This is a genomic window from Corallococcus sp. EGB (assembly GCF_019968905.1).
Taxonomy (GTDB): Bacteria; Myxococcota; Myxococcia; order Myxococcales; family Myxococcaceae; genus Corallococcus.
This window is the reverse complement of the sequence record NZ_CP079946.1, coordinates 2,238,206-2,257,525: the sequence shown is the minus strand read 5'-3', so window position 1 is coordinate 2,257,525 and position 19,320 is coordinate 2,238,206. Positions and strand designations below refer to the sequence as shown.

Here is a 19,320-nt window from a genome sequence, read left to right as displayed (position 1 = left end):
GCCGCCGGTGAGGCGACTACATCCCGGGAATGGAAACGCTGTACTCCCTTCCCGGATGTCGAGTGGAGCGGGTGATTCGCGCCGGCTCGGAGGATGTCGTCCTTGTGGTGCATCCGGAGGGCACTGGTGCCCGATGTCCCTCCTGCCAGACACCCAGCAACTCCGTGCACAGCAGCTACGTCCGCCACCCCGATGACCTGTCCTCCGCCGGGAGCGCCGTGAAGCTGGCAGTGCTGGTGCGCCGCTTCTTCTGCCGAAATGCGCAATGCCCGCGCCGCACGTTCGCGGAGCGGCTGCCGCGGTTGCTGTCGCCTCAGGCCCGCCGGACGCGACGCCTTGCCACCGCCCAGTGCGCCGTCGCCCTGGCAGCCGGTGCGGAGGCTGGGTCCAGGCTGCTCAAGCCCCTGGCCATGCCGACCAGTGCCGACACGCTCCTGCGTCTGATACGTCGAGTTCCGCTGCCAGCGCCTCGAAACTCACGGGTGGTGGGCGTGGACGACTGGGCACTGCGCAAGGGGCGCACCTACGGGTCCATTCTCGTCGGCCTCGAAGCGCACTGCGTCGTCAATGTATTGCCCGACCGTTCGACGCCGACGCTGACCGCATGGCTGCGTCGCCACCCTGACATCAAGGTCCTCTCCAGAGACCGCTCGACCGAGTACGCACGTGCAGCGGCACTCGGTGCTCCCGACGCTCAACAAGTGGCGGACCGCTGGCATCTACCCCTCAACGGGCGGCAAATGGCGGAGCGCTGGCTGGAGGGGGCGCACTCGCGCCTGCGCGCCCTGCCGGGCGTCACGCGCGTGAGCGTCTCGCCAGCGTGTCGACGCACCTCGTTCCCACGCACTCACGCCGAAGTCCGTGCCCGTCAGGAGAGCCGAGCGAAGCACGTTGCCACATACGAGGAGGTGCGGCGCCGTTCCCTCGCCGGGGAGCCCCTGGCGAGAATTCACCGCGCCTTGCGGCTGGCACCGAGCACGGTGCGCAAGTATGCCGCCGCCGAAGCCTTTCCGGAGCTCTCGGCGCGAGTACCCGGTCCGAGCATCCTCGACCCCTATCTGGGGTACCTCACAGAGCGCCATGCGGCGGCCTGCGAGAACGCCTGCGCGCTCTGGCGGGAGATTCGCGCCCAGGGGTTTCGTGGCACGTCACGGCAGGTCCACCGCTGGCTCCAGACGCGCCGCACCGCTCCGGCGCACACGAGGCCGCGCGCGGATTCCGGCGGCGACTGGTGGTCCACGGGCAGGAGCTCAGACCCGCTCGCCGCCCCGAAGCAATTGGCCTGGCTGTGCGTCAAGACACCGTCCGAACTCACGCTTGATGATGCAGCAACCCTGGCGCGCATCCGGCAGGACAAGGAAGCCGCGCGTGTCATGAAGTTGACCCAACGCTTCTGCGAAGTGGTCCGCGCGCAGGGCGTTACGCATGGGGCAAGGCCGCGCAAGTCCTGTAGAACCTTCGAGGTGTGGCTGGGCGAGGCACGCCACTGCGGCGTGCGCGCGGTGGAGACCTTCGCCGAGGGGTTGAAGCAGGACGGGGAAGCCGTCCGGGCTGCGCTGACCACGCCCTGGAGCAACGCCCAGTCGGAGGGACAAATCACGAAGCTCAAACTCCTGAAGCGTCAGATGTATGGCCGCACCAGTTTTGACCTTCTGCGCCGTCGCGTGCTGCTCGCCGTCTGAGCCTCTGCGTCACGCAAAGTGAGGGAGAGGCGCGAAACCGGGGCAACTTCACCAATGGGAATCCACAAGCCCAGCGCTACATACATCGCGGTTCCACGAGGAGCGGCCCAGACTGGAAAAGACCCAAGCAGACGAAGAAACTCTCACTCCTCCGTTCAGAGAAGGGAACACACACATGCAACGGCGACTCTTGTTGATGCTCGCAGGAATATTGGTGTCTTGCGCCTCCTCGCCTGGACCCAACGTCCCTCTCGGGAACCCTGTGCCGGGCCCCGGCCGCCCGCTCGCGCTACCAATACGGTTCAGTGAGGACCGCTTCTTCGTGCAACCCGTGACTCGCGACGGGCAGACGCTAACGTTCTTCACGGACACGGGAGGCAGTCTCTTCATTCAACGAGATGCCGCGATGCGATTGGGACTGCAACGGGTTGTCATGAAGGCAGAGAGCGGTGAGCCCGAGGAATGGGTGCTGCTTCCCAAGTTCCGAACCGAAGCATGGATGCCAGGGCTTGACTGGACCGAGGGGCGGATTCCAGTAGCACCAGGATCAAACCGCGGGCTCGAGGCTGGGGATGGAATACTCGGTCAGGCTTGGTTCGCAGGACGAGTTTGGACGTTCGATTACCCGGGCAGAAACCTCTGGCTGCGTGCAGAGGGTGACCTTCCAAAGGTGGCTCCTCCGCACCGCGTGACACTGGGCTTCCCATCCGATTCGGCAGGAAAGCGGCAGGCGAACTATCCCCGCATCCAAGTGCGGGTGAATGGGGAAACGCTCGACCTGCTCTTCGACACTGGAGCGACTCTATCGCTCACGGAATCCGCCCAGAAGGCACTCGCGGATGAGCGGCCGGCCATCCGCGCCACGAGCTTCATCACTCGTTCCACCTATGAGCGCTGGCACCAGCGTCACCCGGACTGGCGGGTCATTGAGGATGGTGACACCAACGTTCCGGGCTCGACCCTCATCGAGGTCCCCTACATCGAGGTCGCGGGCCATGAGGTCGGCCCCGTCTGGTTCACCACTCGGCCTGACCCGAACTTCCGTGAGTTCATGTCGCAGTTCATGGACGAGCCCGTCGAGGGCGCGCTGGGGGGCAATGCGCTGAGGTTCTTCCGCGTGACGGTCGACTACACCCAGGCGGTGGCCGTATTTGAACTCGTCCCCTGAGAGTGCCGGGGCGTCAGCGCCCTGATATGGCTAAGGGAGGCACTGCTTGCCCCATTTGACATGCCGTCCTCCGCCCCAGTATTTCCTGAGACACCTCACGAGGGGATAGCCTTCCCCTCGTGAGATGGGGTCGTGACGCGGGGCCCGCGGAGGCAGGGCGGCCAGGAGGAGCCCGCCCCTGCCTCCAGTACAGCACGGAAAGCGAGGCACTCCCGCGTCACCGCTCGAGTCACATCAACGGCGACAGCGCGGCGACCGGGGAGACGACCCGTCGCGTGTACTCCGTCGGCGTGAGCACCTTCACCGTCCCGGAGTACGTGTACAACCGGCCCCGGAAGTCCACATACGACAGCTGGAGCGGATAGGTCCCCGCCAGCAGGGACATCGACAGGGTGCTCGTGGTGCTGACGTTGACGCTCGACAGCGTCCAGAGGAAGAAGGGCGCGGAGAAGCTGATGTCCGCGCCGCGCGCGCCCCACGCCGACGTGAGGAACAGCGGCTCCGTGGTCCGGATGACCGTCCGTCCCCACAGCTCCGCGACGGGCGTCGGCTCCGGGTAGAGGATGTGCAGCCCCAGCCGGTCCAGCTCGGACAGCCCCGAGTGGCCATAGTTGCCGTCGATGCCGCACGCGGGGAACTGGTAGTTCATCACCGAGTAGCGGTCATACACCGTCAGGTGCCCGCTGCCGTTGCCACCGCCGAAGTCCGGGTCGCTGCACGCCACCGCGGCGTCCGCGTCGTCGCGCCGGTGCTCGTGGGTCAGGCCCATCGCATGGCCGAACTCGTGGAGGGTGTGGTTCTTCCAGGGGACTCCCTGGGCGTCGGCGTCATCCCCCAGCTTCATGTTGTAGCGGCAGCCCCGATTCTCCTCGAGCGAGTTCGGGCCGTTCGACCAGCTCTTCCCGGTGTTGTTCTCCCCCGTGTACTGCCCGTTTTCGTCGAGGAACATCGGGCACCCCACCCCGGGCACCCTGCCGAGGAAGGGCACACCGGTGCCCCTCAGGAGCACCCGGATGTCGCCGTCGTGCCACTCCGTCCCGTCGGGGAGCACGATGGGCGCGGGGCACGTCCCCAGGTACGTGAAGCGGATGTTGGCCGCGCGCTCGTAGTCCTGGATGTAGCCGAGCACCTGCTGCACGCGGTCGGGACGCGAGGTGAGCGCGTCCCCCACGAAGCAGACGGTGGGCGTGCCATCGCGGATGCCCTCGTTCCAGGTGGCCGCCCGAGCGGAGAGCGCCGCCAGCGCGGAGGCCAACAGCACCAGCCCTTGTCGTGTCTTCATGTGTGACCTCCGACCCGACGCTGTCAGAACAGCATCGTGTAGTTGATGAGCCGGCAGTCGCTCGACAGGCAGCCGATGGCCGTCCCCGCCGTGGAGGACGGGTTGTAGTCGATGGTCATCGAGCGCCCACCCACCAGCGCCGAGGTGAGCAGCGACAGCATCCGGTTGGCATGCGCCGCGTCGGCCGTGGACAGCGCGAAGTACCAGATGCCTCCGGCCACCGAGGCCGTGCACCGGACATGGATGCGGTTGGACAGCACCGCCACGTGCGACGGCGTACACGCCGCGGTGTCCGCGAGCGCGCTTCCACTGGAGAGGCACAGCGCCAGGGCAAGGGAGGGCAACAGGCGGGAGAGTTTCATCGGGGGCTCCTGGAGAAAGACGCGGCATGCGTCGACGCACGGGTTAGCACGGCCCATGCCAGTCCCCTCTCCCGCGGAGGCCCGCGTCACAAGGGAGGGGGCGCCGGGCCTGCCAGCAATGCTTGCATTCCCTCCATGCAAGCGTTGCCGCCCCTCCATGCAAGGGTTGCACTCGCGGCGAGGCCCTGCACCTTCGCGTGGCCCGTCCAGCGACCATGCCCCTGCGTCAGGGTGCGCCGCGCCCCATCGCCGCTCGCTTCCGCGGGCGCTCCGTTGGAGCTCACTCGGCGTTCGGCCCTCAGAGAAACGCCGAGAACGCGTTCGCGCAGGGCTTCACTCGGGGACGCGGCACGGCCGCCCCGACGCGACGATGCGGAGGCTGCCGCACAGGCAGCCTCCGGTGAAGCGCTCGGGTCCTTCCACGCTCATTCCGCTTTGCGACGGAAGTGGAGCGCCTGTACGCCGGACTTGAACCGCTGCGTCGAGAGGAGCTCGAGATGCCGCGCACTCGACAGGCCATGAAACAACGTCGGCCCGCGGCCACTGATGATGGGATGAACGACGATGCGGTACTCGTCGATGAGCCCCAACTCCTCGAGCGCAGCCGCGAGCTTGGGCGCTCCGACGAGGACACCCCGCTCGGTCTTCGCTTTCAGCGCTGAGATCGCCTCGCGAAGGTCACCCTCCACCTTGATCGTGTTCTGCCACGGAAAGTCGCTCCGCGAGCCCGACACGACGTACTTCGCCTTCGCTTCGAGCTTCTGTGCCCACTCGCGCATCGCGCGCGGCGCCTTTTCGTCGCGTGCCACCGCGGGCCAGGCTCCCTCCATCAGCTCGTAGGTGTTGCGCCCGAAGAGCATCGCCCCGTTCTGCTCCATGAGCTGCCTCCAATAGTCGTGCAGCTCGTTGTCCACGATTCCCTGGGTGTGATCGATGCACCCGTCCAAAGTCACATTGAGACCGAAGGTGAGGAGGCCCATGGCGTGGGATTCTACGAGTAGCGCGCCCAGCGCGCAGCAGCCCGCTCCCATCGACGCAATGCCCCATCCCCGGTGGGTATCGGCGCGCAGAAACTCGATACCCGCCAATCCATCCCCTGCTTCCAAGGAGGACGAGGCAACATCTCAAGATGGGGGAGACCGAAGTAGACGTCGTCGCGCACGCAGCACGTCAGCAATCCAGACTCCGCGGAAGATATCACCAAACATTCGCAACTCGGTTGGTGTAGGCCCTTCATTCTCCGCAGAGAAGGAGATTGCGTGTTCGAGGCCGTCCTCCGCCTCCGACACCTCGACGTAGGCGTCCCGGGCACTCGCGACGCTCCGCGCGTGGTACAGCCCCGGCGCTGTCACCCGCACCATGGCCGTGCCGCCGCCCTGACGGTTGAGGTCCGACGTCCCACGCAGCCACCGCACGCGCCACTCAGCGCCCGCGGGATGGAGCTCAGCGACGCCGCCGCGTCGCTCGTGGACGAAGACATCCACCATCAGCTCCCGCTGGCCGTCGTCCTCCTGCTCCACCCCCCGCGTCAGCCGCATCCGCATGTGGCTTCTCCGTGCGTAGGAGGCGTCCGGCGCGCGGGCAAGGCAATCACTCAAGGGAGGTAGGGGTCAGCGGTGAACGTGGTGGATACAGGCCCAGGGCATCCACGGCTCCCCTGCCCCTCCGGCGGACGACACGGCAACGATGGCCCTGCGAAGCGGGGGCAACTTCACTCCTCGGGTACGTGGCGACCCATCGACTCATCTACCAGCCGCCCCCGGGAGCCCCCGCCTCCGCCCCGTGCTGTCGAGCACCGGGCGGGAGCGGGAGACTCGCTCTCATCTCGAGGAGTGGAACGAGTCGACCTCTTCCTCGTGCCCGTTGTTCTTCCCTTCGCGGTGGTGCTCCACCCCTTCGTCGGCCTCCTCCGCGTGGCTCTTGAGGAGCTTGCCCTGCTCATCGAACACGAGTTCCGACGTCCCGCCGTTCTGCTCGACAATGACCTCGTAGCGGATGGTGCCGTTCTTCCTCTCCTTCTCCGCTTTCTTGACGCGCGCGGAGCCGAAGGACGACGCCGCGAGTCCGGCCCTCACGGCTGCCGGGAGCGCCTGGGCGTCAAGCGTTTGTTCCTCGGAGAGGACGGTGCCGTCCTCCGCCAGGTTCACCTCGAGCATGCCGGCGCTGGAGGTCAGGTCTACCTCGTAGACCGTCTTCCCCTGCTTCGTCTCCTTCGTGAAGCGCTGGGCCTTCGCTTGCGGGTACTTGGAGGCGAGGGCGTCCCGCACCGCCCCGGGAATCTGGGCATGCGGGAGCTCGGCGTCCTTCGCCATTGCGGGTCCGCCGAGGCCCATCGTCATGAGGGCGCCCATCACCGCTGCTTTCCAGGTCTTCATGGATGTGTGCTCCTATCGTGGGGTGGACCATCCACCTCCGTGTCGCGATGAAGGAGATAGTGAGCGTTCATGAGATGACTGTGAGAACGCGGCACCCAGCCGCCGGACAGCCAGGGCGGCGGTTGCCCTTCCGCTCCATTTCCAGAGATTGAAGGGTGAGCCCGCGCGGCGTGTTGATCCAAACGATGCGTGTCCTGGTGATCGAAGACTTCGCGCCGCTCGCGCGCGCCATCGTGCAGGGACTGAAGGAGTCCGGCTACGCCGTGGACCGCGCGCAGGATGGAGAGGAGGGACTGGCGTCCGCGCAGGCCTGCGCCTACGACGTCATCCTCCTGGACATCATGTTGCCCAAGCTGGACGGGCTGGCGCTGCTCCAGCAGTTGCGCAAGCAGAAGCACCCGGCCGGCGTGCTCCTACTGACCGCCCGCGACACGGTGATGGACCGCGTGACGGGACTCGACCACGGCGCGGACGACTATCTGGTCAAGCCCTTCGCCTTCGAAGAGTTGCTCGCGAGGGTCCGGGCGCTGGTGAGACGGCGCTACGCTCAGCGGGACGGAGTGCTTCAGATAGAGGACTTGGAGGTCAACCCCGTCTCGCGGACGGTGAAGCGCGCGGGGCGTCCCATCCCGCTCTCGGCGCGCGAGTACGCGGTGCTCGAGTACCTCTGCGCACGCAAGGGCCATGTGGTGACGCGCACGGAAATCTGGGACCACGTCTACGACTTCGCAACTGAACCCTCCAGCAACGTCATCGACGTCTACATCGGGTACCTGCGCAAGAAGATCGACGCCGAGCATGAGATGAAGCTCATCCAGACGCGCCGGGGGCAGGGCTACGTCCTGGGAACGCCCGAATGACTCGGCGGCCCTCCCTCCAACGTCGGCTCACCCTGGCGACGGCCGGAGTCCTCGGCGTTGCGCTGTGCGCCTTCTCGCTGTTGCTGCACACCGCATTCACTCGCGCGCTGTCCCGACAGTTCGACGACACCTTGGCGGCGGAGGCACGTGGAATCGCGGGCCTCATCGAGCTCTCGGACGATGGGCGCTGGGAGGTCGAGGCGTCGACTCTAGCGCAGTTGACCCGGGGCCGCGGGCTCACATGGTTCGAGGTCCGAGGGCCCGACGGCTCGCTCATCACGCGCTCTTCGGGACTTGATGACGGCGTGTTCCCTCGCGGGACTCGAGACACCAGCCCGGGCAACCGCACGATCCTCCTTCCCAATGGGGAACGTGGACGGCTGCTCGAGGTGCTCGTCCCCGTTGGAGGCGAAAAGGGGCACAGCGTGCGGGTGTCCGTCGCCGTGGCGAAGGAGACCGAGGACATGGATGAGGTCTCCTCGCTGCTCTGGGGCGTGCTCGCGCTGTCGGGCGTGACGACGCTCGTGCTGGCCACATTGGTGGGGCTCGTGGCCACCCGGCGGGGACTGCGTCCACTCGGAGCCCTCGCGTCTCGCGTGGAGGAGATTGACGGCGCGCGGCTCGACCTACGGCTGCCGGAAGAGGGCGTTCCCGAGGAATTGCGCCCGGTGGTGTCCCGGCTGAATGGACTGCTCGCGCGGCTGGAGGCCGCCTTCGAACGGGAGCGTCAGTTCAGCGCGGACGTGAGCCACGAACTGCGAACGCCTCTCTCGGGATTGAGGACCATCTTGGAGGTTTCCGCGATGCGCGAGCGTCCCGCGGCGGAGTACCGCGTGGCGCTCGCCGAAGCGTTGGGCGTCGTCGGGCAGATGCACGGGCTGGTGGAGCGGTTGCTGCTGCTCGCGCGATTGGAGGCAAGGCAGGTCCCGGTGGAGACCGAGCCCATCGCGTTGAAGGAGCTCGTCGACACGTGCTTCGCGGCTGTGGCCGCACGCGCGAGTGAGCGAAGCCTGCGCTTCGAGAACCGCGTGGCGGAGGCGGCCGTCGTGGCCTCGGACCGCGAAAAGCTGCGCCTCATCCTGGGAAACCTGCTCGGCAACGCAGTGGAGTACACGGAGCGGGGCGGCTCCATCCAAGTGTCGAGCGACCTCTCACGAGGGCTGCTGCTCGACGTCGAGGACAGCGGCCCGCCGATTCCGGAGCCCGCGCTGGAGCGCATCTTCGAGCGGTTTTATCGCGCAGATGTCTCGCGCACCGGAACCGCCGAGCACAGCGGGGTAGGCCTCGCACTCACGCGCTCGCTCTGCAATGTGATCGGCTCACGAATCCGGGCGGAGAACCGCCTCGGAGGTCGGGTGGCATTCGTCGTCGGCCTCGCGCCTGGCGCCCGCTGAAGTGAAAACACCCCGCCGCCGCAAGTGCCATGGGGCCCCTTCCGAGGGACGCTGCCCCCCAATCCGCGATCCCCATTCGGACCCCGAACTTTCCTGACTTCACCCAACCCCACGATGTTTCTCGTGTTTTCCGTCGCGGTCTCTAGAGAAACGCCGAGAACGAGTTCGCTCAGGGCTTCATTCGGGGAGCAAAAAAAGAAGGCCCTGCCCTAACCCGGCAGGGCCTTTTGCTTTTCCAGGGCCTCGCGATGAACGTCGCGGGGCCTTCGTGCTTGGGCCCCTGAATCACAAGGGATTCTGGCTTGCGGCGATGAAGAGAGCCTTGGGCGTGATCCGCTCTCGTGGACAGGTCGACGATGCCGCTGCCCGTTCGAACTCGGCAGGCGCAGCGTAACCGATTGCCGAGTGCTTGCGTTGCTGGTTGTAGAAGACCTCGATGTAGTCGAACAGCTTCACCTTCGCGTCGCTGGCGCGCCCGAAGGACTCACCCAGCTCGTTCTTGAGCGTGCCGAACCAGCTCTCCATGGCCGCGTTGTCGTAGCAGTTGCCCCGAAGGCTCATGCTGCAACGCAGGCCGTGCTGTTCCAGGACACGCTGGCAGTCCTCGCTGGCGTCGGTGCAGCCCTGGTCCGATTGATGGAGAAGCCCTTCTTCGGGACGCCGTCCGCGAAGCGCCATGTCCAGAGCCTTGAGCGTCAGGTGGCGGTCGTTCATCGCACTCAACGCCCTCGAACTTCACCCGTTCTCCTTCGCGGTGTAGGCCACCCATTTTTAGCAGTGTCCGCTCCATCTCCAGTTCATGCACCTGCTTGCGCAGCTTCGTGAGCGCTTGCCGCTCCGCACTCGTCAGCGCCCCCGGCCTGCCCTTGCCCGCCCGCCTGTGCCTGGTCAACCCGGGTCCGCAGGGCCGACAGCGTCAAGTCGAGGTCCCGGGCCACCTGGGAGACGGGCTTCCTCTCCTCAACCACGAGCCGGACAACCCCGACCTTGAACTCGTCCGTATCGCTGCGCCGCGGTCGGCGTGGCTTCTTCTCTTCCACCATGTCGGACACCGTATTTGCCTCTTCGTTGGTGTCCACTGAAGCGGAGCACGCCCAAGTCGAAGAACGGAGGCAGACGATGAGCCACTTCTCTCTTGAGCGGGCTTCCAAACGCCGGCGAACGTCATTGAGCAGGTGACGCTCACGCACGACTTCTTCAGCCTGATCCGATAGGCGGCGGCTACGGCTCGTCTGCTTTCGCGTTCCGCAGCACGCCAGCCAGAAGCGTGTCGAGCGCCCACGAGAAGCGCTGGCCGCCTTCACCGCTCAAGAGCTCGGCGCGCGCGGCGTGAATGCGAGGAAACTCCTCGCGCGAGACGTCAAACACGGCCTTCTTGACCGGATTAAGGGTGCGCGCCACCTCGTCGGGCCGTCCGCCGTGCTGAGCGCTGATGGCCGTCGCGTACAAGAGGAGCAGGTCGACGGCCCATGCGGCTGAGGTTCTGTCGACGCCCCCCTTCGCGAGGGCGTCGAGCATCGCCTCGATGATGCGAAGAGAGTTCGGCCCCACCGCGATGCTCGTCAGCCCGAGCCCCGCGAGGCCCGGCGTGCCCATGAGCACCTGCGTGTACGAAGTGAGGACGAACTTGAGCGCCGCCTTCCAGTCCTTGCGCGTCGCGGGCCTGGTCTCGACGGCCGCGAGCGCGCGATCGAGCACCAGGGCCCGGAGCGAGTCGAGGTCGTCGACGTAAGCGTAGAGCGAAGCGGGGCCCGTTTCGAGCGCGGCTGCGACCTTGCGGAGGCTCATTCCCTCAGCGCCCTCGCGAGCGAGCAGGCGCAGCGCCTCATCGATGATGCGCTCGCGGCTCAGCGGCTCCTTGACCTTACCGCCGCGACGGCTCTTGACGTCGCGGGCCTCGAACGGGTTTCGCGCGCTCATGCCCACCATGCTCGCGACGAAACACGAATCGTCAAGATCGGCACCCTTGACGAACACCGTTCGTTACACATAGTGTTCGTCAAATGGAGTCAACCATGACGAAGCACGACACGGAAGTCTTGGTGGTCGGAGGGAGCCTCGTGGGGCTCTCAGCGGCGGTGTTTCTCGCCCATCGCGGGGTGAAGGTGACGCTGGTGGAGCCCCATGTGGGGAGCCACCCGCACCCGCGCGCGGTGGGGTATACGCAGCGCACGATGGAGCTGTTTCAGACCGTCGGCCTCGGAGGAAAGATCCCCGAAGCGCCGAAGGACTTCCGTCTCAAGCGCGCCGTCGTCGAGAGCCTCGCGGGCAGATGGCGCGAGGGCTCCGAGTGGACGCCGCCCAAGAAGGAAGGGCCTCCCGCGCCGGTCATCGAGCACTCTCCCCACTCCGGCGCCGCCATCGCGCAGGACATCCTCGAGCCGACCCTCCGCGAACGCGCGCGAGAGTCAGGTGCCGACCTGCGCCTCGGCAGCAAGCTCACGAAGTTCACCCAGGACACAGACGGCGTCACCGCGACCATCGAGGTGAAGAACGGACGCAGCTACGAGCTCCGGTCCGCGTACATGATTGGTGCCGACGGCGGGAAGAGCCTTGTGCGTGAAGCGCTCGGCATCGGTCGGCAGGGCCCTGGGCACCTCCAGACGGTGCGCAGCGTGCTCTTTCGGGCGCCCGAACTGGATGTGTACTTGGAGAAGAAGGTCCACCAATTTGAAATCGAGCAGCCGGACCTGCGCGCGTTCCTTACGACCTACGGCAACGGCCGCTGGGTGCTCATGTTCCTCGACGAGAAGGAGCGCACCGAGGACGAGCAGCGCGAGGCGCTTGTGAAGGCAACCGGACGGCCCGACATCGCCTTCGAAATCATCACCACGGGGCGTTGGGAGCTCGGCGCACTCATCGCGGATCGCTTCCAGGAAGGCCGTGTCTTTCTCGCGGGCGACGCCGCGCACGCCCTGCCCCCCACGCGCGGTGGTTTCGGCGCGAACACGGGCATCGCGGACGTCCACAACCTCGCGTGGAAGCTCGAAGCCGTTCTGTGCGGGAAGTCGTCGCCGGCGCTCCTCGACACCTATCAGGTCGAGCGGCGACCGGTAGCGTGGACGCGCATGGAGCAGACGTTCGCGCGCCCGGACTACGCAAAGTACGCCCAGGGCTTCGAGCACGTGACAGTCTTCGACGACGCCGCGATGGAGTTCGGACAAATCTATCGTTCGGCGGCGATCGTCGGCGCGGGCGAGGACCTGCCTGCGGCGGCCGCGCCCGACGTGTGGAAGGGACAGCCCGGCACGCGCGCGCCGTACGTTCCCTTCGCTGGACAATCGCAGCGTTCGACGCTCGATCTCGTCGGTCAGCGCTGGACGCTCATCGCCACGGACTCGCGCTGGGCTGCGGCTGCGGCGGGGCTCCCGATCGACACGCCGTCAATTGCCACCGACGACGCACGCGCTATCCGCGCGGCGTTCGGTCTGAACGACAGCGGTGCAACACTCGTCCGGCCCGATGGCGTCATTGCCTGGCGTGCGAAGGAACTCTCTAAGGACGCGCGCGCCGAGCTGGGTGACGTCTTCCACCGGGTAGCCTTCACCACCCACTGACCGACGGCGCTCGAAAACCTCGGCCTCGGCTTCGTCTTCACCGTGCGTGACCTCGCGTCCGGGGCCATCCAGAACCTCGAGCGGAACTTCATGAGCCTCGACCGCCGCATCGGGCTCGGCACGGAGAACATCCAGGCCGCCTTCCAGCCGCTCGGCGTGGGGCTCGCCGTGCTCACCACGGGCGCCGCGACGGTGGGCGCCGCTTTCTCCCTCGCGAGCGCGGCTGGCCGCTTCGAACAGGTCGTCGCCGCAGCAGGCGCCACCGCCACCGAGCGTACCCAACTCCGAGACGCGGCCATCGAGGCGGGCCTCGCGACGCAGTCCTCGCCGACCGAAGCGACGCGCGCTGCAGGAGGGCAGGGTCGATTGAGCCGGCTGGATGATGGACGCCGGAATCCCGAGGCGGCTCATGGCCCTACGGCCGCCTGACGACGGTGCCCTCCGGGCAGCCTTGAGGCGCCTCGTGCTCCGGCGCATGCTGCAACCGGCGATTCCCCAAGGGGAATCGCCGCAAGACGTGCCCATCATCGGCGGTGACACCCGGTCGCGCACGCTCGTGATGGACTCCATGGGTTTCGCGAGGTTCCTGAAGGTGCCCATCAACGAGCCGGTTCGTGGAACGCCGTGGAACCATCAATGACGCGGAGCACGAAGGCTTCCGAGATTGTGCTCATAAGCTGTCAATGAGCACGGGGCGGTTTGCAGTTACCACATGATTTCGGCCAGGCAGAGACATGCCAATCTATCCAGTCCTATGACCGGGTGAAGTTTGTGGGTTGTTAATGGAACTTCGCTCGGGCCTTCGGCACGGTGAATTGCCAGCGAATCCGGATTCGGTAGCGGTTGGCCCACTTCTTCCACCGGGCCAAAGGACTAGGGCAGCATGGTGATGCGATTGAGCGCGGGGGCGGGCAAGGGGCTCGCCTGGCTGCTGTGCGCCTTCAGGTATGCCTCCAGCGCGTCGCTGTCCACGGCGCCCCCCAGCCGGTTCGTCCCCTCGGCGAACACCTGAAAGCCATCACCCCCACTCGCGAGGTAGTTGTTCGCGGTGACGCGGTAGTTCGCCGCCGGGTCCACCGTCACGCCGTTGATCCGGATGGACGCCGGGTCGACGCGGCTTCCGACGGGCGCCGACGCGCTGAACGCATAGGTGAAGCCCGCCGACGGAATCAGCATGAGGGTGGCTCCCGACGGCCGCCACTGCCACTCCAGCAGTTGCTCGATTTGCGCGCCCGTCAGCGTCAGGGTGACCAGGCTGTTGCCGAACGGCTGCGCGGTGAAGGCCTCGCCGTAGGTGACCTCGCCCTGGGCGATGTCCGCGCGCACGCCGCCCGGGTTCATGAAGGCCACCTGCGCCCCACCCAGGTTCGCGGGCTTCGTCGCCTCCAGCTGCGAGTCCGCGATGACGGAGCCCAGGGTGGACTGACCCGCGGCGTCCGACTGGGTCCTGAGTCTCTGCGATACCCAGCCGATGACCCGGTTGGCCCTCGGCGCGGCGAGCCCCTGGTACTTCGCCACCAGTTCCTTCACTGCGCCGACCTCCGGCACGTCGCGAGTGACGATGACGTTGTTCGCGCGCGCCTCCACGACGTCGCCCGTCGCCTTGCTCAACGTCAGGTCGATGTCCGTGACGAGCTGCCCCATCGACGAGGCGCTCGTGACGACCTTGCCATCGATGACGCAGTTGTAGGCCTGATGCGTGTGGCCGCTGACGATGACGTCCACCGCGTCATCGAGGCCCTTGGCAATGCCCACGATGGCACCTGAGATGCGCCCGTCCGCACCCGCGCCCTTGCAGTCGTTCACCAGCGAGCCCGAGGTCGGAATTCCGCCCTGGTGCACCACCACGATGATGGCTTCGATGCCCTGCCGCCGCAGCTCCGGCACCAGCGCGTTCACCGTCTGCACTTCGTCCTTGAAGGTGAGCCCCGCCACGCCCGTGGGTATGACGCTTTCCGGCGTGGCCTCCAACGTCATGCCGATGAAGGCCACCTTCACGCCCTCGAACTCGCGCACGTCGTAGCGGGGGAACAGCGTGCGGTCCACGCCCGTGGCCACGTTGGCCGCCAGGAACTTGAACTTCGCGCCCGGGAAGCCATCCCCGTCGATGCAGCCATCCACCGGGTGGCAGCCGCCCGACTGCATGCGCAACAGCTCCGTGCTGCCCTCGTCGAACTCGTGGTTGCCCACCGCGACCAGGTCCAGGCCAATCAGGTTCATCGCCTCGACGGTGGGCTCGTCGTGGAAGAGCCCGGACAGCAGCGGGGAGGCGCCGATGAGGTCTCCCGCCGCTACCACCACCGTGTTCGGATTGGCGGCCCGCAGGGCCGCGATGTGCCGGGCGAAGTACGTCACGCCGCCCGCGTTCACCCGCACCGGTCCACCGTCGGGGGCCACGCCCGCCAGAATCTGGCCCGCGGGCTCCTCGAGCTGCCCGTGGAAGTCATTGAACGCGAGCACCTGCACGCTCACCGTCGTGGGCCCCGAGTCGGGAGTCCCCGCGTCGGATCTCCCCGCGTCGGGCGTCCCCGCGTCCGTGCCGGAATCCGGGGGCGGCACCTGGACGGAATGCTGCACACAGCGCTTGTCCTCGCAGACCCACTCCGTGTTCGAAGCCGGCGGTCCCTTGTCTTCACGGCAGTCGGCGGCGTCCTGGCACTCGTCACCTCCGCAGCCGCCCTGGGCGAAGAGGAACATGCCGGTGACGAACGCTCCGGCGAGCAGGAAGACGCTGGGACGCGCTCCCAGAAGTAACGAGCGCGGTGTGGCTTGTGGCATCGACGGAACTCCAACGAACAGGGAGAGCGAACCTACCCTGGTTCGTGGACGATGGCGCGACTTCATCCTGTTGTTCGACGTGCTAGCGGCCCTGCATGGATTCGACCCCGTCAAAGAGGGGCGCCAGCGCGCGCTCCATGGCGTTCGCGGTCGCATCGCCGCTCTGGTTGGTGATGATGAACACCCCCAACTGATACTTCGGCACGAGGTAGAGATAGCATTGCGCGCGAGGCACGCCGCCGTGATGCACGTAGTGGGTGCCCAACTGGCTGCTCTGGCCGATGTTCCAGAAATAGCCAATGCTGAAGTCGTCCGCGAAGCGCACCAGCGGCTTGTGTGACTCTGTCACCGCGGGATGGTTGCTCAACTGCAAGCGCAAGTACTTCACCATCTCCGGCATCGTCGCCTTCATGGCTCCCGCCGCGCCCCAGGGCAGGAGTGCCATCTGCGTGGTGCCAACGGGGTTGTCGCTGTGGTAACCAGGAGCCAGGCGGTTGGCGTCCTGGGCACGCAGGCGCAGCCACGTGTCGTGCATACCGGATTCCCGCGCCAGGAACTCCGCGAGCAACGACTCGTAGGGAGCCCCGTGGATCTTCTCGAGGGTGTGCGCAACCAACTCGGTGCCGGCGCTCGAGTAAGCATAGTCCTTGCCGAGCGGGCCCTTGATGCTGACGGTGTGCAGGTCCTGCCAGAACTGCGGCTGCCCGTAGTCCGCATAGGCGGCATTGAGCTTTGCCGGGGTGGCATGCGCAGTGAAGTCCCCCCTGCGTCAGCGCCATCCGCATGGGCACTCCTCCGCCAGCAGTAGGCGTCGGAGGCACTGGCGGGAGCAATCCCTCAAATGAGGTAAGCGTCAGCAGCCTACAGGATGGGCTCAGGCCCAGGACGTGCCTACCCCAAACTCAGTCGGTGCGCCATGCATGCGTCAAGTCCACGAACAGCAGCGCGTCGCTGCGAGTGAGCGAGGAGCCATCCTTCCGCCCAGGGCGATGATGCAACTGCTATCCCGCGAACCCTCACGAGCGGTAGCCAACTCAGATGAACAGTGAATGTCCTGCTGGTAACGCACTGCGACCCGCGCCAGACGGCAGGGGCGGGCCGCAGTGGCGACGCTGGGAATCTTAGCAGCCTGCTTAGAGACAGGTATTGCAGTCCTGCTCGACGATTCCAGCGAGGTACCAAGTGCCATCAGGCTTGCGGCATCTGAGTTCCTTGTAGTTGCCCTTGTAAGCACCGCAGGCGCCGCAGAGCAAGAAGGTACGCGCGGTCTCTCCTGGCTGGCAGGTTGGGGCCAAGGCACTCTCTTGTGTGTCCACCGCGTCTGCTGCGAGTCCATCATCGCCGACGCCTCCGCAGCCGAGCGCCAGGCCAACTGCCATCAGCACACCGATGGTGATTCTGTGCATGCGGACCTCCACGTTGGTTGGCTGCCTTATGCAGCATCGTCAGGATATCACGGATTCCTCACCTAGGCGAGCTTGCTGCGCCCAGTCTGCATAACCGTCCGGCCAACGACGTGCCGTGAGGGATTGCCGGCGTAGTGGTGCGCAGCGAACGCTTCCGGGCGTGGCGAAGCAGGTGGAGAAGCCAGAGTGGATGCGGATTGCAGAATGGGCGTCAGTCCGTGGCGAGTCGCACGGTTGCGGACGGACACAGCGTCGAGGACAGCGTGCCCGGCAAAGAGGAGCCCAACGCGGTGACGTCTAGCCCGATGAAGTACTGCTTCTGGCCAGTGGCCACGACGTGCGACTCGAAGCCGGTGTCCGTGAACTTCACGTCGCACGTGTAGTCCCCCTCCCCCTTCGAATCGAGGCTCATGAGCGGCACGATGTTCGGGCGCCGGTAGAGCGTGTCGTGGTCTCGAAAGAGATTGGGGCGATCCTGCTCCCCCGGCTCCAGAAGGAAGGTGCAGCCCGACACGTAGGTCGCGAAGTATGGGATGTAGCATTGCTGCGTCACCCACAGTTCCGCGTATGGCGTGTTCCACACCTTGTTCTTCTCCGCGGCGTTCAACGAGGGCATGAAGATGGACAGGCCATTGGCATCGTGTGAGCCCAGGTTCCGAAGCGTGGAGCGGACCTTCGCCTCCACCTTCGCCGGAGTAGTCAGCGTCGCGTCACTCGCGATGAGCGCCGCAGCGAGCCCAACCACGTGCGGCGCGGCCAGCGAGGTCCCAGAGACGTAGGCGTATGACGAATACGTGGTCGTGCCCTGCTGGTTGGTGACGTCCCCGACCGAGGTGAGCACTGCGTCCCCCGGGGCCCACGCCTCGACGCAGGCGCCGTAGTTCGAACCGGACTGATGCAGGGGGCCCGCCACGTCCTTCCAGAAGCCTGGCACGCCGTTGAGGGGCTTCACGGGTTGGCCGTGGGCGTTGATGGCGCCCACCACGAGCACGCCGTCATTGGCCTGCGTCGGGGTGTAGGCACTGGCGCAGGCGTCCCGATAGAAGTTACCGGCGGACTGCACGAAGAGGGCGCCGGGCGTCATGTGCGTGACGGCCTGAATCTGCGCGAGCAACCCGGTGGGCACCTGGCTGCTGTACGACCAATTGAAGGAGAGGTTCACGACACTGGGGCGCCCAGTGTTGTTGGTGGCAAGAATGTTGTTGCCAATCCAGTCCAGCGCCTGCGCGACATCCGCCGAGTTGGTGAGCGGGCCCGACACGCAGCCGTGGGCGCCGGTGGGGGGCCGGTAGAGCGACACCGACACGATGCTCACTCCTGGGTAAACACCGCGCGTGCCGCCCTGCGCGTTCGACGCGCCGACGACCCCCGCAACCATCGTCGCGTGGCTATAGCAACCCACCACGTTCGCGAGCTGCGCGGCGGTGCAGGCTGACAATCCAGGGCGCGAGCCGCAGTCATTGCCCAGGGGCACCACGCCGTTGACGCGCTCGACTACGTTGGGGAGACCGGTGTGCAGCCCGGTGCCGACATCGAGCACGTACACGACGGGGCCATTGGGTACGACGGCCGGGCTGGCGCTGTTCACGGCTCGCTGTCCCCAGGCTTGCATGGCCGGGAGAGAGGGAAGCACCAGCTTCCATTGCGAGTAGGGCGGCTCGGCAGTGGTGTTCGCGGAGTCGCGCCAGACAGCGGTGGTGTCCGTGGGTGGGGTGCTCGGGTACATCAGGATGGCGGGGGTGACGGCCACCACGCGGGGGTCGATGGCGAGCGCCTTGAGTTGCGCCTCCGTCAGTGGAGCGGTGAAACTCAGACGCGTGACACTGGTCATCTGCCGCGACTGGAAGCCGTACTGGGCCTCCAGGGACTGCACGAGGTTCACGGCCTGACCGGACAGGTATGGCGCGAAGCGCTCGCTCGGGGTGAAGTCCTGAGAAAAGTCTTTCTGAGCATCCGCCCGCAGGTCCACGGTGTAGAGCCTTTGGCCCAACTCGTCTCGGGCGATCTCCGCGTCAGCGGGACCGAAGGCGTCGGGCAGCGCGAGCGCTGCACCTCCCATCCCCAGACCCACCGCCACCAGCGCCGCCTGCCCAAGCGCGCGCAGGCGCGTCGAGATTGCATATTGTCGTCTATCCATGGATGCTCTTCTCCTACTCAAGTTGGAGGCCAGGACTATACCGAGACGCCCTGACGTTTTGGCCATGATGCGCCTTTGAAATACAGAACCCTGCTTTCGCGGCGCCGAGCCCCCTGCCTACCCGAAATGCGGTCGCTGCGTCATGGGGGCGCCAAGGCCCCTTCAGGCATTGCGTCAATTCGAGTGAGCGAGGTGCACGAGGGGCGTCAGCTCGGCCTGACTGCAGAGAAGACGTCTTCCCTGATGCTGGGCTGGGGGGACTCTGAGTTCCAGGAGTACGAGACCTGAGCGATCCCCTCATTTGAGCTGATTGATCGCC

18 protein-coding genes and 1 pseudogene are annotated in these 19,320 nt (G+C 66.4%); 7 read left to right on the top strand and 12 right to left on the bottom strand.

Annotation, left to right across the window (positions count from 1 at the left end):
- The first annotated feature begins 29 nt into the window (after positions 1-29).
- Both KYK13_RS09445 and KYK13_RS09440 read left to right on the top strand, forming a co-directional pair.
- The gene (locus KYK13_RS09445; RefSeq protein WP_223643742.1) at positions 30-1,682 is read left to right on the top strand and encodes an ISL3 family transposase; all 1,653 of its coding nucleotides are present in this window, start codon (positions 30-32) and stop codon (positions 1,680-1,682) included.
- Between the two features lie 406 nt (positions 1,683-2,088).
- Complete coding sequence (locus KYK13_RS09440; RefSeq protein WP_223643741.1) at positions 2,089-2,850, top strand: hypothetical protein; 762 nt, start codon at positions 2,089-2,091, stop codon at positions 2,848-2,850.
- A gap of 229 nt (positions 2,851-3,079) precedes the next feature.
- Here the strand turns inward: KYK13_RS09440 and KYK13_RS09435 are convergent, their stop codons facing one another.
- The 5 genes from KYK13_RS09435 to KYK13_RS09415 form a co-directional block, all read right to left on the bottom strand.
- Positions 3,080-4,132: a hypothetical protein gene (locus tag KYK13_RS09435; RefSeq protein WP_223643740.1), complete on the bottom strand. Its 1,053-nt coding sequence runs from the start codon at positions 4,130-4,132 to the stop codon at positions 3,080-3,082.
- Positions 4,133-4,155: 23 nt separating this feature from the next.
- Complete coding sequence (locus KYK13_RS09430) at positions 4,156-4,494, bottom strand: hypothetical protein (RefSeq protein WP_223643739.1); 339 nt, start codon at positions 4,492-4,494, stop codon at positions 4,156-4,158.
- 425 nt (positions 4,495-4,919) lie between these two features.
- On the bottom strand, positions 4,920-5,474 hold the full coding sequence (locus KYK13_RS09425; RefSeq protein ID WP_223646569.1) for a dihydrofolate reductase family protein: 555 nt from the start codon (positions 5,472-5,474) through the stop codon (positions 4,920-4,922).
- A 144-nt stretch (positions 5,475-5,618) separates the two neighbouring features.
- Positions 5,619-6,038, bottom strand: coding sequence for a hypothetical protein (locus KYK13_RS09420; protein WP_223643738.1), 420 nt, complete (start codon positions 6,036-6,038; stop codon positions 5,619-5,621).
- 276 nt (positions 6,039-6,314) lie between these two features.
- Positions 6,315-6,869: a PepSY-like domain-containing protein gene (locus KYK13_RS09415; protein WP_223643737.1), complete on the bottom strand. Its 555-nt coding sequence runs from the start codon at positions 6,867-6,869 to the stop codon at positions 6,315-6,317.
- Positions 6,870-7,054: 185 nt separating this feature from the next.
- Here KYK13_RS09415 and KYK13_RS09410 point away from each other — a divergent pair, with 185 nt between their 5' ends.
- Positions 7,055-7,729 (top strand): response regulator transcription factor, encoded by a 675-nt coding sequence (locus tag KYK13_RS09410; protein ID WP_223643736.1) that lies wholly within the window; start codon positions 7,055-7,057, stop codon positions 7,727-7,729.
- On the top strand, positions 7,726-9,123 hold the full coding sequence (locus KYK13_RS09405) for an ATP-binding protein (protein WP_223643735.1): 1,398 nt from the start codon (positions 7,726-7,728) through the stop codon (positions 9,121-9,123). The genes KYK13_RS09410 and KYK13_RS09405 overlap by 4 nt, the downstream gene beginning before the upstream one ends.
- A 285-nt stretch (positions 9,124-9,408) precedes the next feature.
- Here KYK13_RS09405 and KYK13_RS39260 read toward each other — a convergent pair whose 3' ends face one another.
- The 3 genes from KYK13_RS39260 to KYK13_RS09395 form a co-directional block, all read right to left on the bottom strand.
- Positions 9,409-9,837: an integrase core domain-containing protein gene (locus KYK13_RS39260; RefSeq protein WP_370645328.1), complete on the bottom strand. Its 429-nt coding sequence runs from the start codon at positions 9,835-9,837 to the stop codon at positions 9,409-9,411.
- A gap of 83 nt (positions 9,838-9,920) precedes the next feature.
- The gene (locus tag KYK13_RS39255) at positions 9,921-10,166 is read right to left on the bottom strand and encodes a transposase (protein ID WP_370645405.1); all 246 of its coding nucleotides are present in this window, start codon (positions 10,164-10,166) and stop codon (positions 9,921-9,923) included.
- Between the two features lie 178 nt (positions 10,167-10,344).
- Positions 10,345-11,100 carry a TetR/AcrR family transcriptional regulator gene (locus tag KYK13_RS09395; RefSeq protein ID WP_223643734.1) on the bottom strand — a complete coding sequence of 252 codons (756 nt, stop codon included), beginning with the start codon at positions 11,098-11,100 and terminating at the stop codon, positions 10,345-10,347.
- A 38-nt stretch (positions 11,101-11,138) separates the two neighbouring features.
- Between KYK13_RS09395 and KYK13_RS09390 the strand changes: the two genes are divergently transcribed.
- The 3 genes from KYK13_RS09390 to KYK13_RS38835 all read left to right on the top strand — a co-directional run bounded on the left by KYK13_RS09390 (position 11,139) and on the right by KYK13_RS38835 (position 13,320).
- Positions 11,139-12,680 (top strand): FAD-dependent monooxygenase, encoded by a 1,542-nt coding sequence (locus KYK13_RS09390; protein ID WP_223643733.1) that lies wholly within the window; start codon positions 11,139-11,141, stop codon positions 12,678-12,680.
- 42 nt (positions 12,681-12,722) lie between these two features.
- Positions 12,723-13,109 (top strand): hypothetical protein, encoded by a 387-nt coding sequence (locus KYK13_RS09385; protein ID WP_223643732.1) that lies wholly within the window; start codon positions 12,723-12,725, stop codon positions 13,107-13,109.
- An 88-nt stretch (positions 13,110-13,197) separates the two neighbouring features.
- The gene (locus KYK13_RS38835) at positions 13,198-13,320 is read left to right on the top strand and encodes a hypothetical protein (protein WP_255654229.1); all 123 of its coding nucleotides are present in this window, start codon (positions 13,198-13,200) and stop codon (positions 13,318-13,320) included.
- Positions 13,321-13,553: 233 nt separating this feature from the next.
- On the opposite strand, the gene KYK13_RS09380 is transcribed toward KYK13_RS38835, so the two are convergent.
- From KYK13_RS09380 to KYK13_RS09365, 4 genes and pseudogenes are all read right to left on the bottom strand, one after another.
- On the bottom strand, positions 13,554-15,458 hold the full coding sequence (locus KYK13_RS09380) for a bifunctional UDP-sugar hydrolase/5'-nucleotidase (protein ID WP_223643731.1): 1,905 nt from the start codon (positions 15,456-15,458) through the stop codon (positions 13,554-13,556).
- Between the two features lie 82 nt (positions 15,459-15,540).
- Positions 15,541-16,188 (bottom strand): annotated as a pseudogene (locus KYK13_RS09375) (serine hydrolase domain-containing protein); the annotation flags it as partial.
- A 403-nt stretch (positions 16,189-16,591) separates the two neighbouring features.
- Positions 16,592-16,864, bottom strand: a complete 273-nt coding sequence (locus KYK13_RS09370) for a hypothetical protein (protein WP_223643730.1) — start codon at positions 16,862-16,864, stop codon at positions 16,592-16,594.
- 211 nt (positions 16,865-17,075) lie between these two features.
- Complete coding sequence (locus KYK13_RS09365; RefSeq protein ID WP_223643729.1) at positions 17,076-19,001, bottom strand: S8 family serine peptidase; 1,926 nt, start codon at positions 18,999-19,001, stop codon at positions 17,076-17,078.
- Positions 19,002-19,320 lie beyond the last annotated feature (319 nt).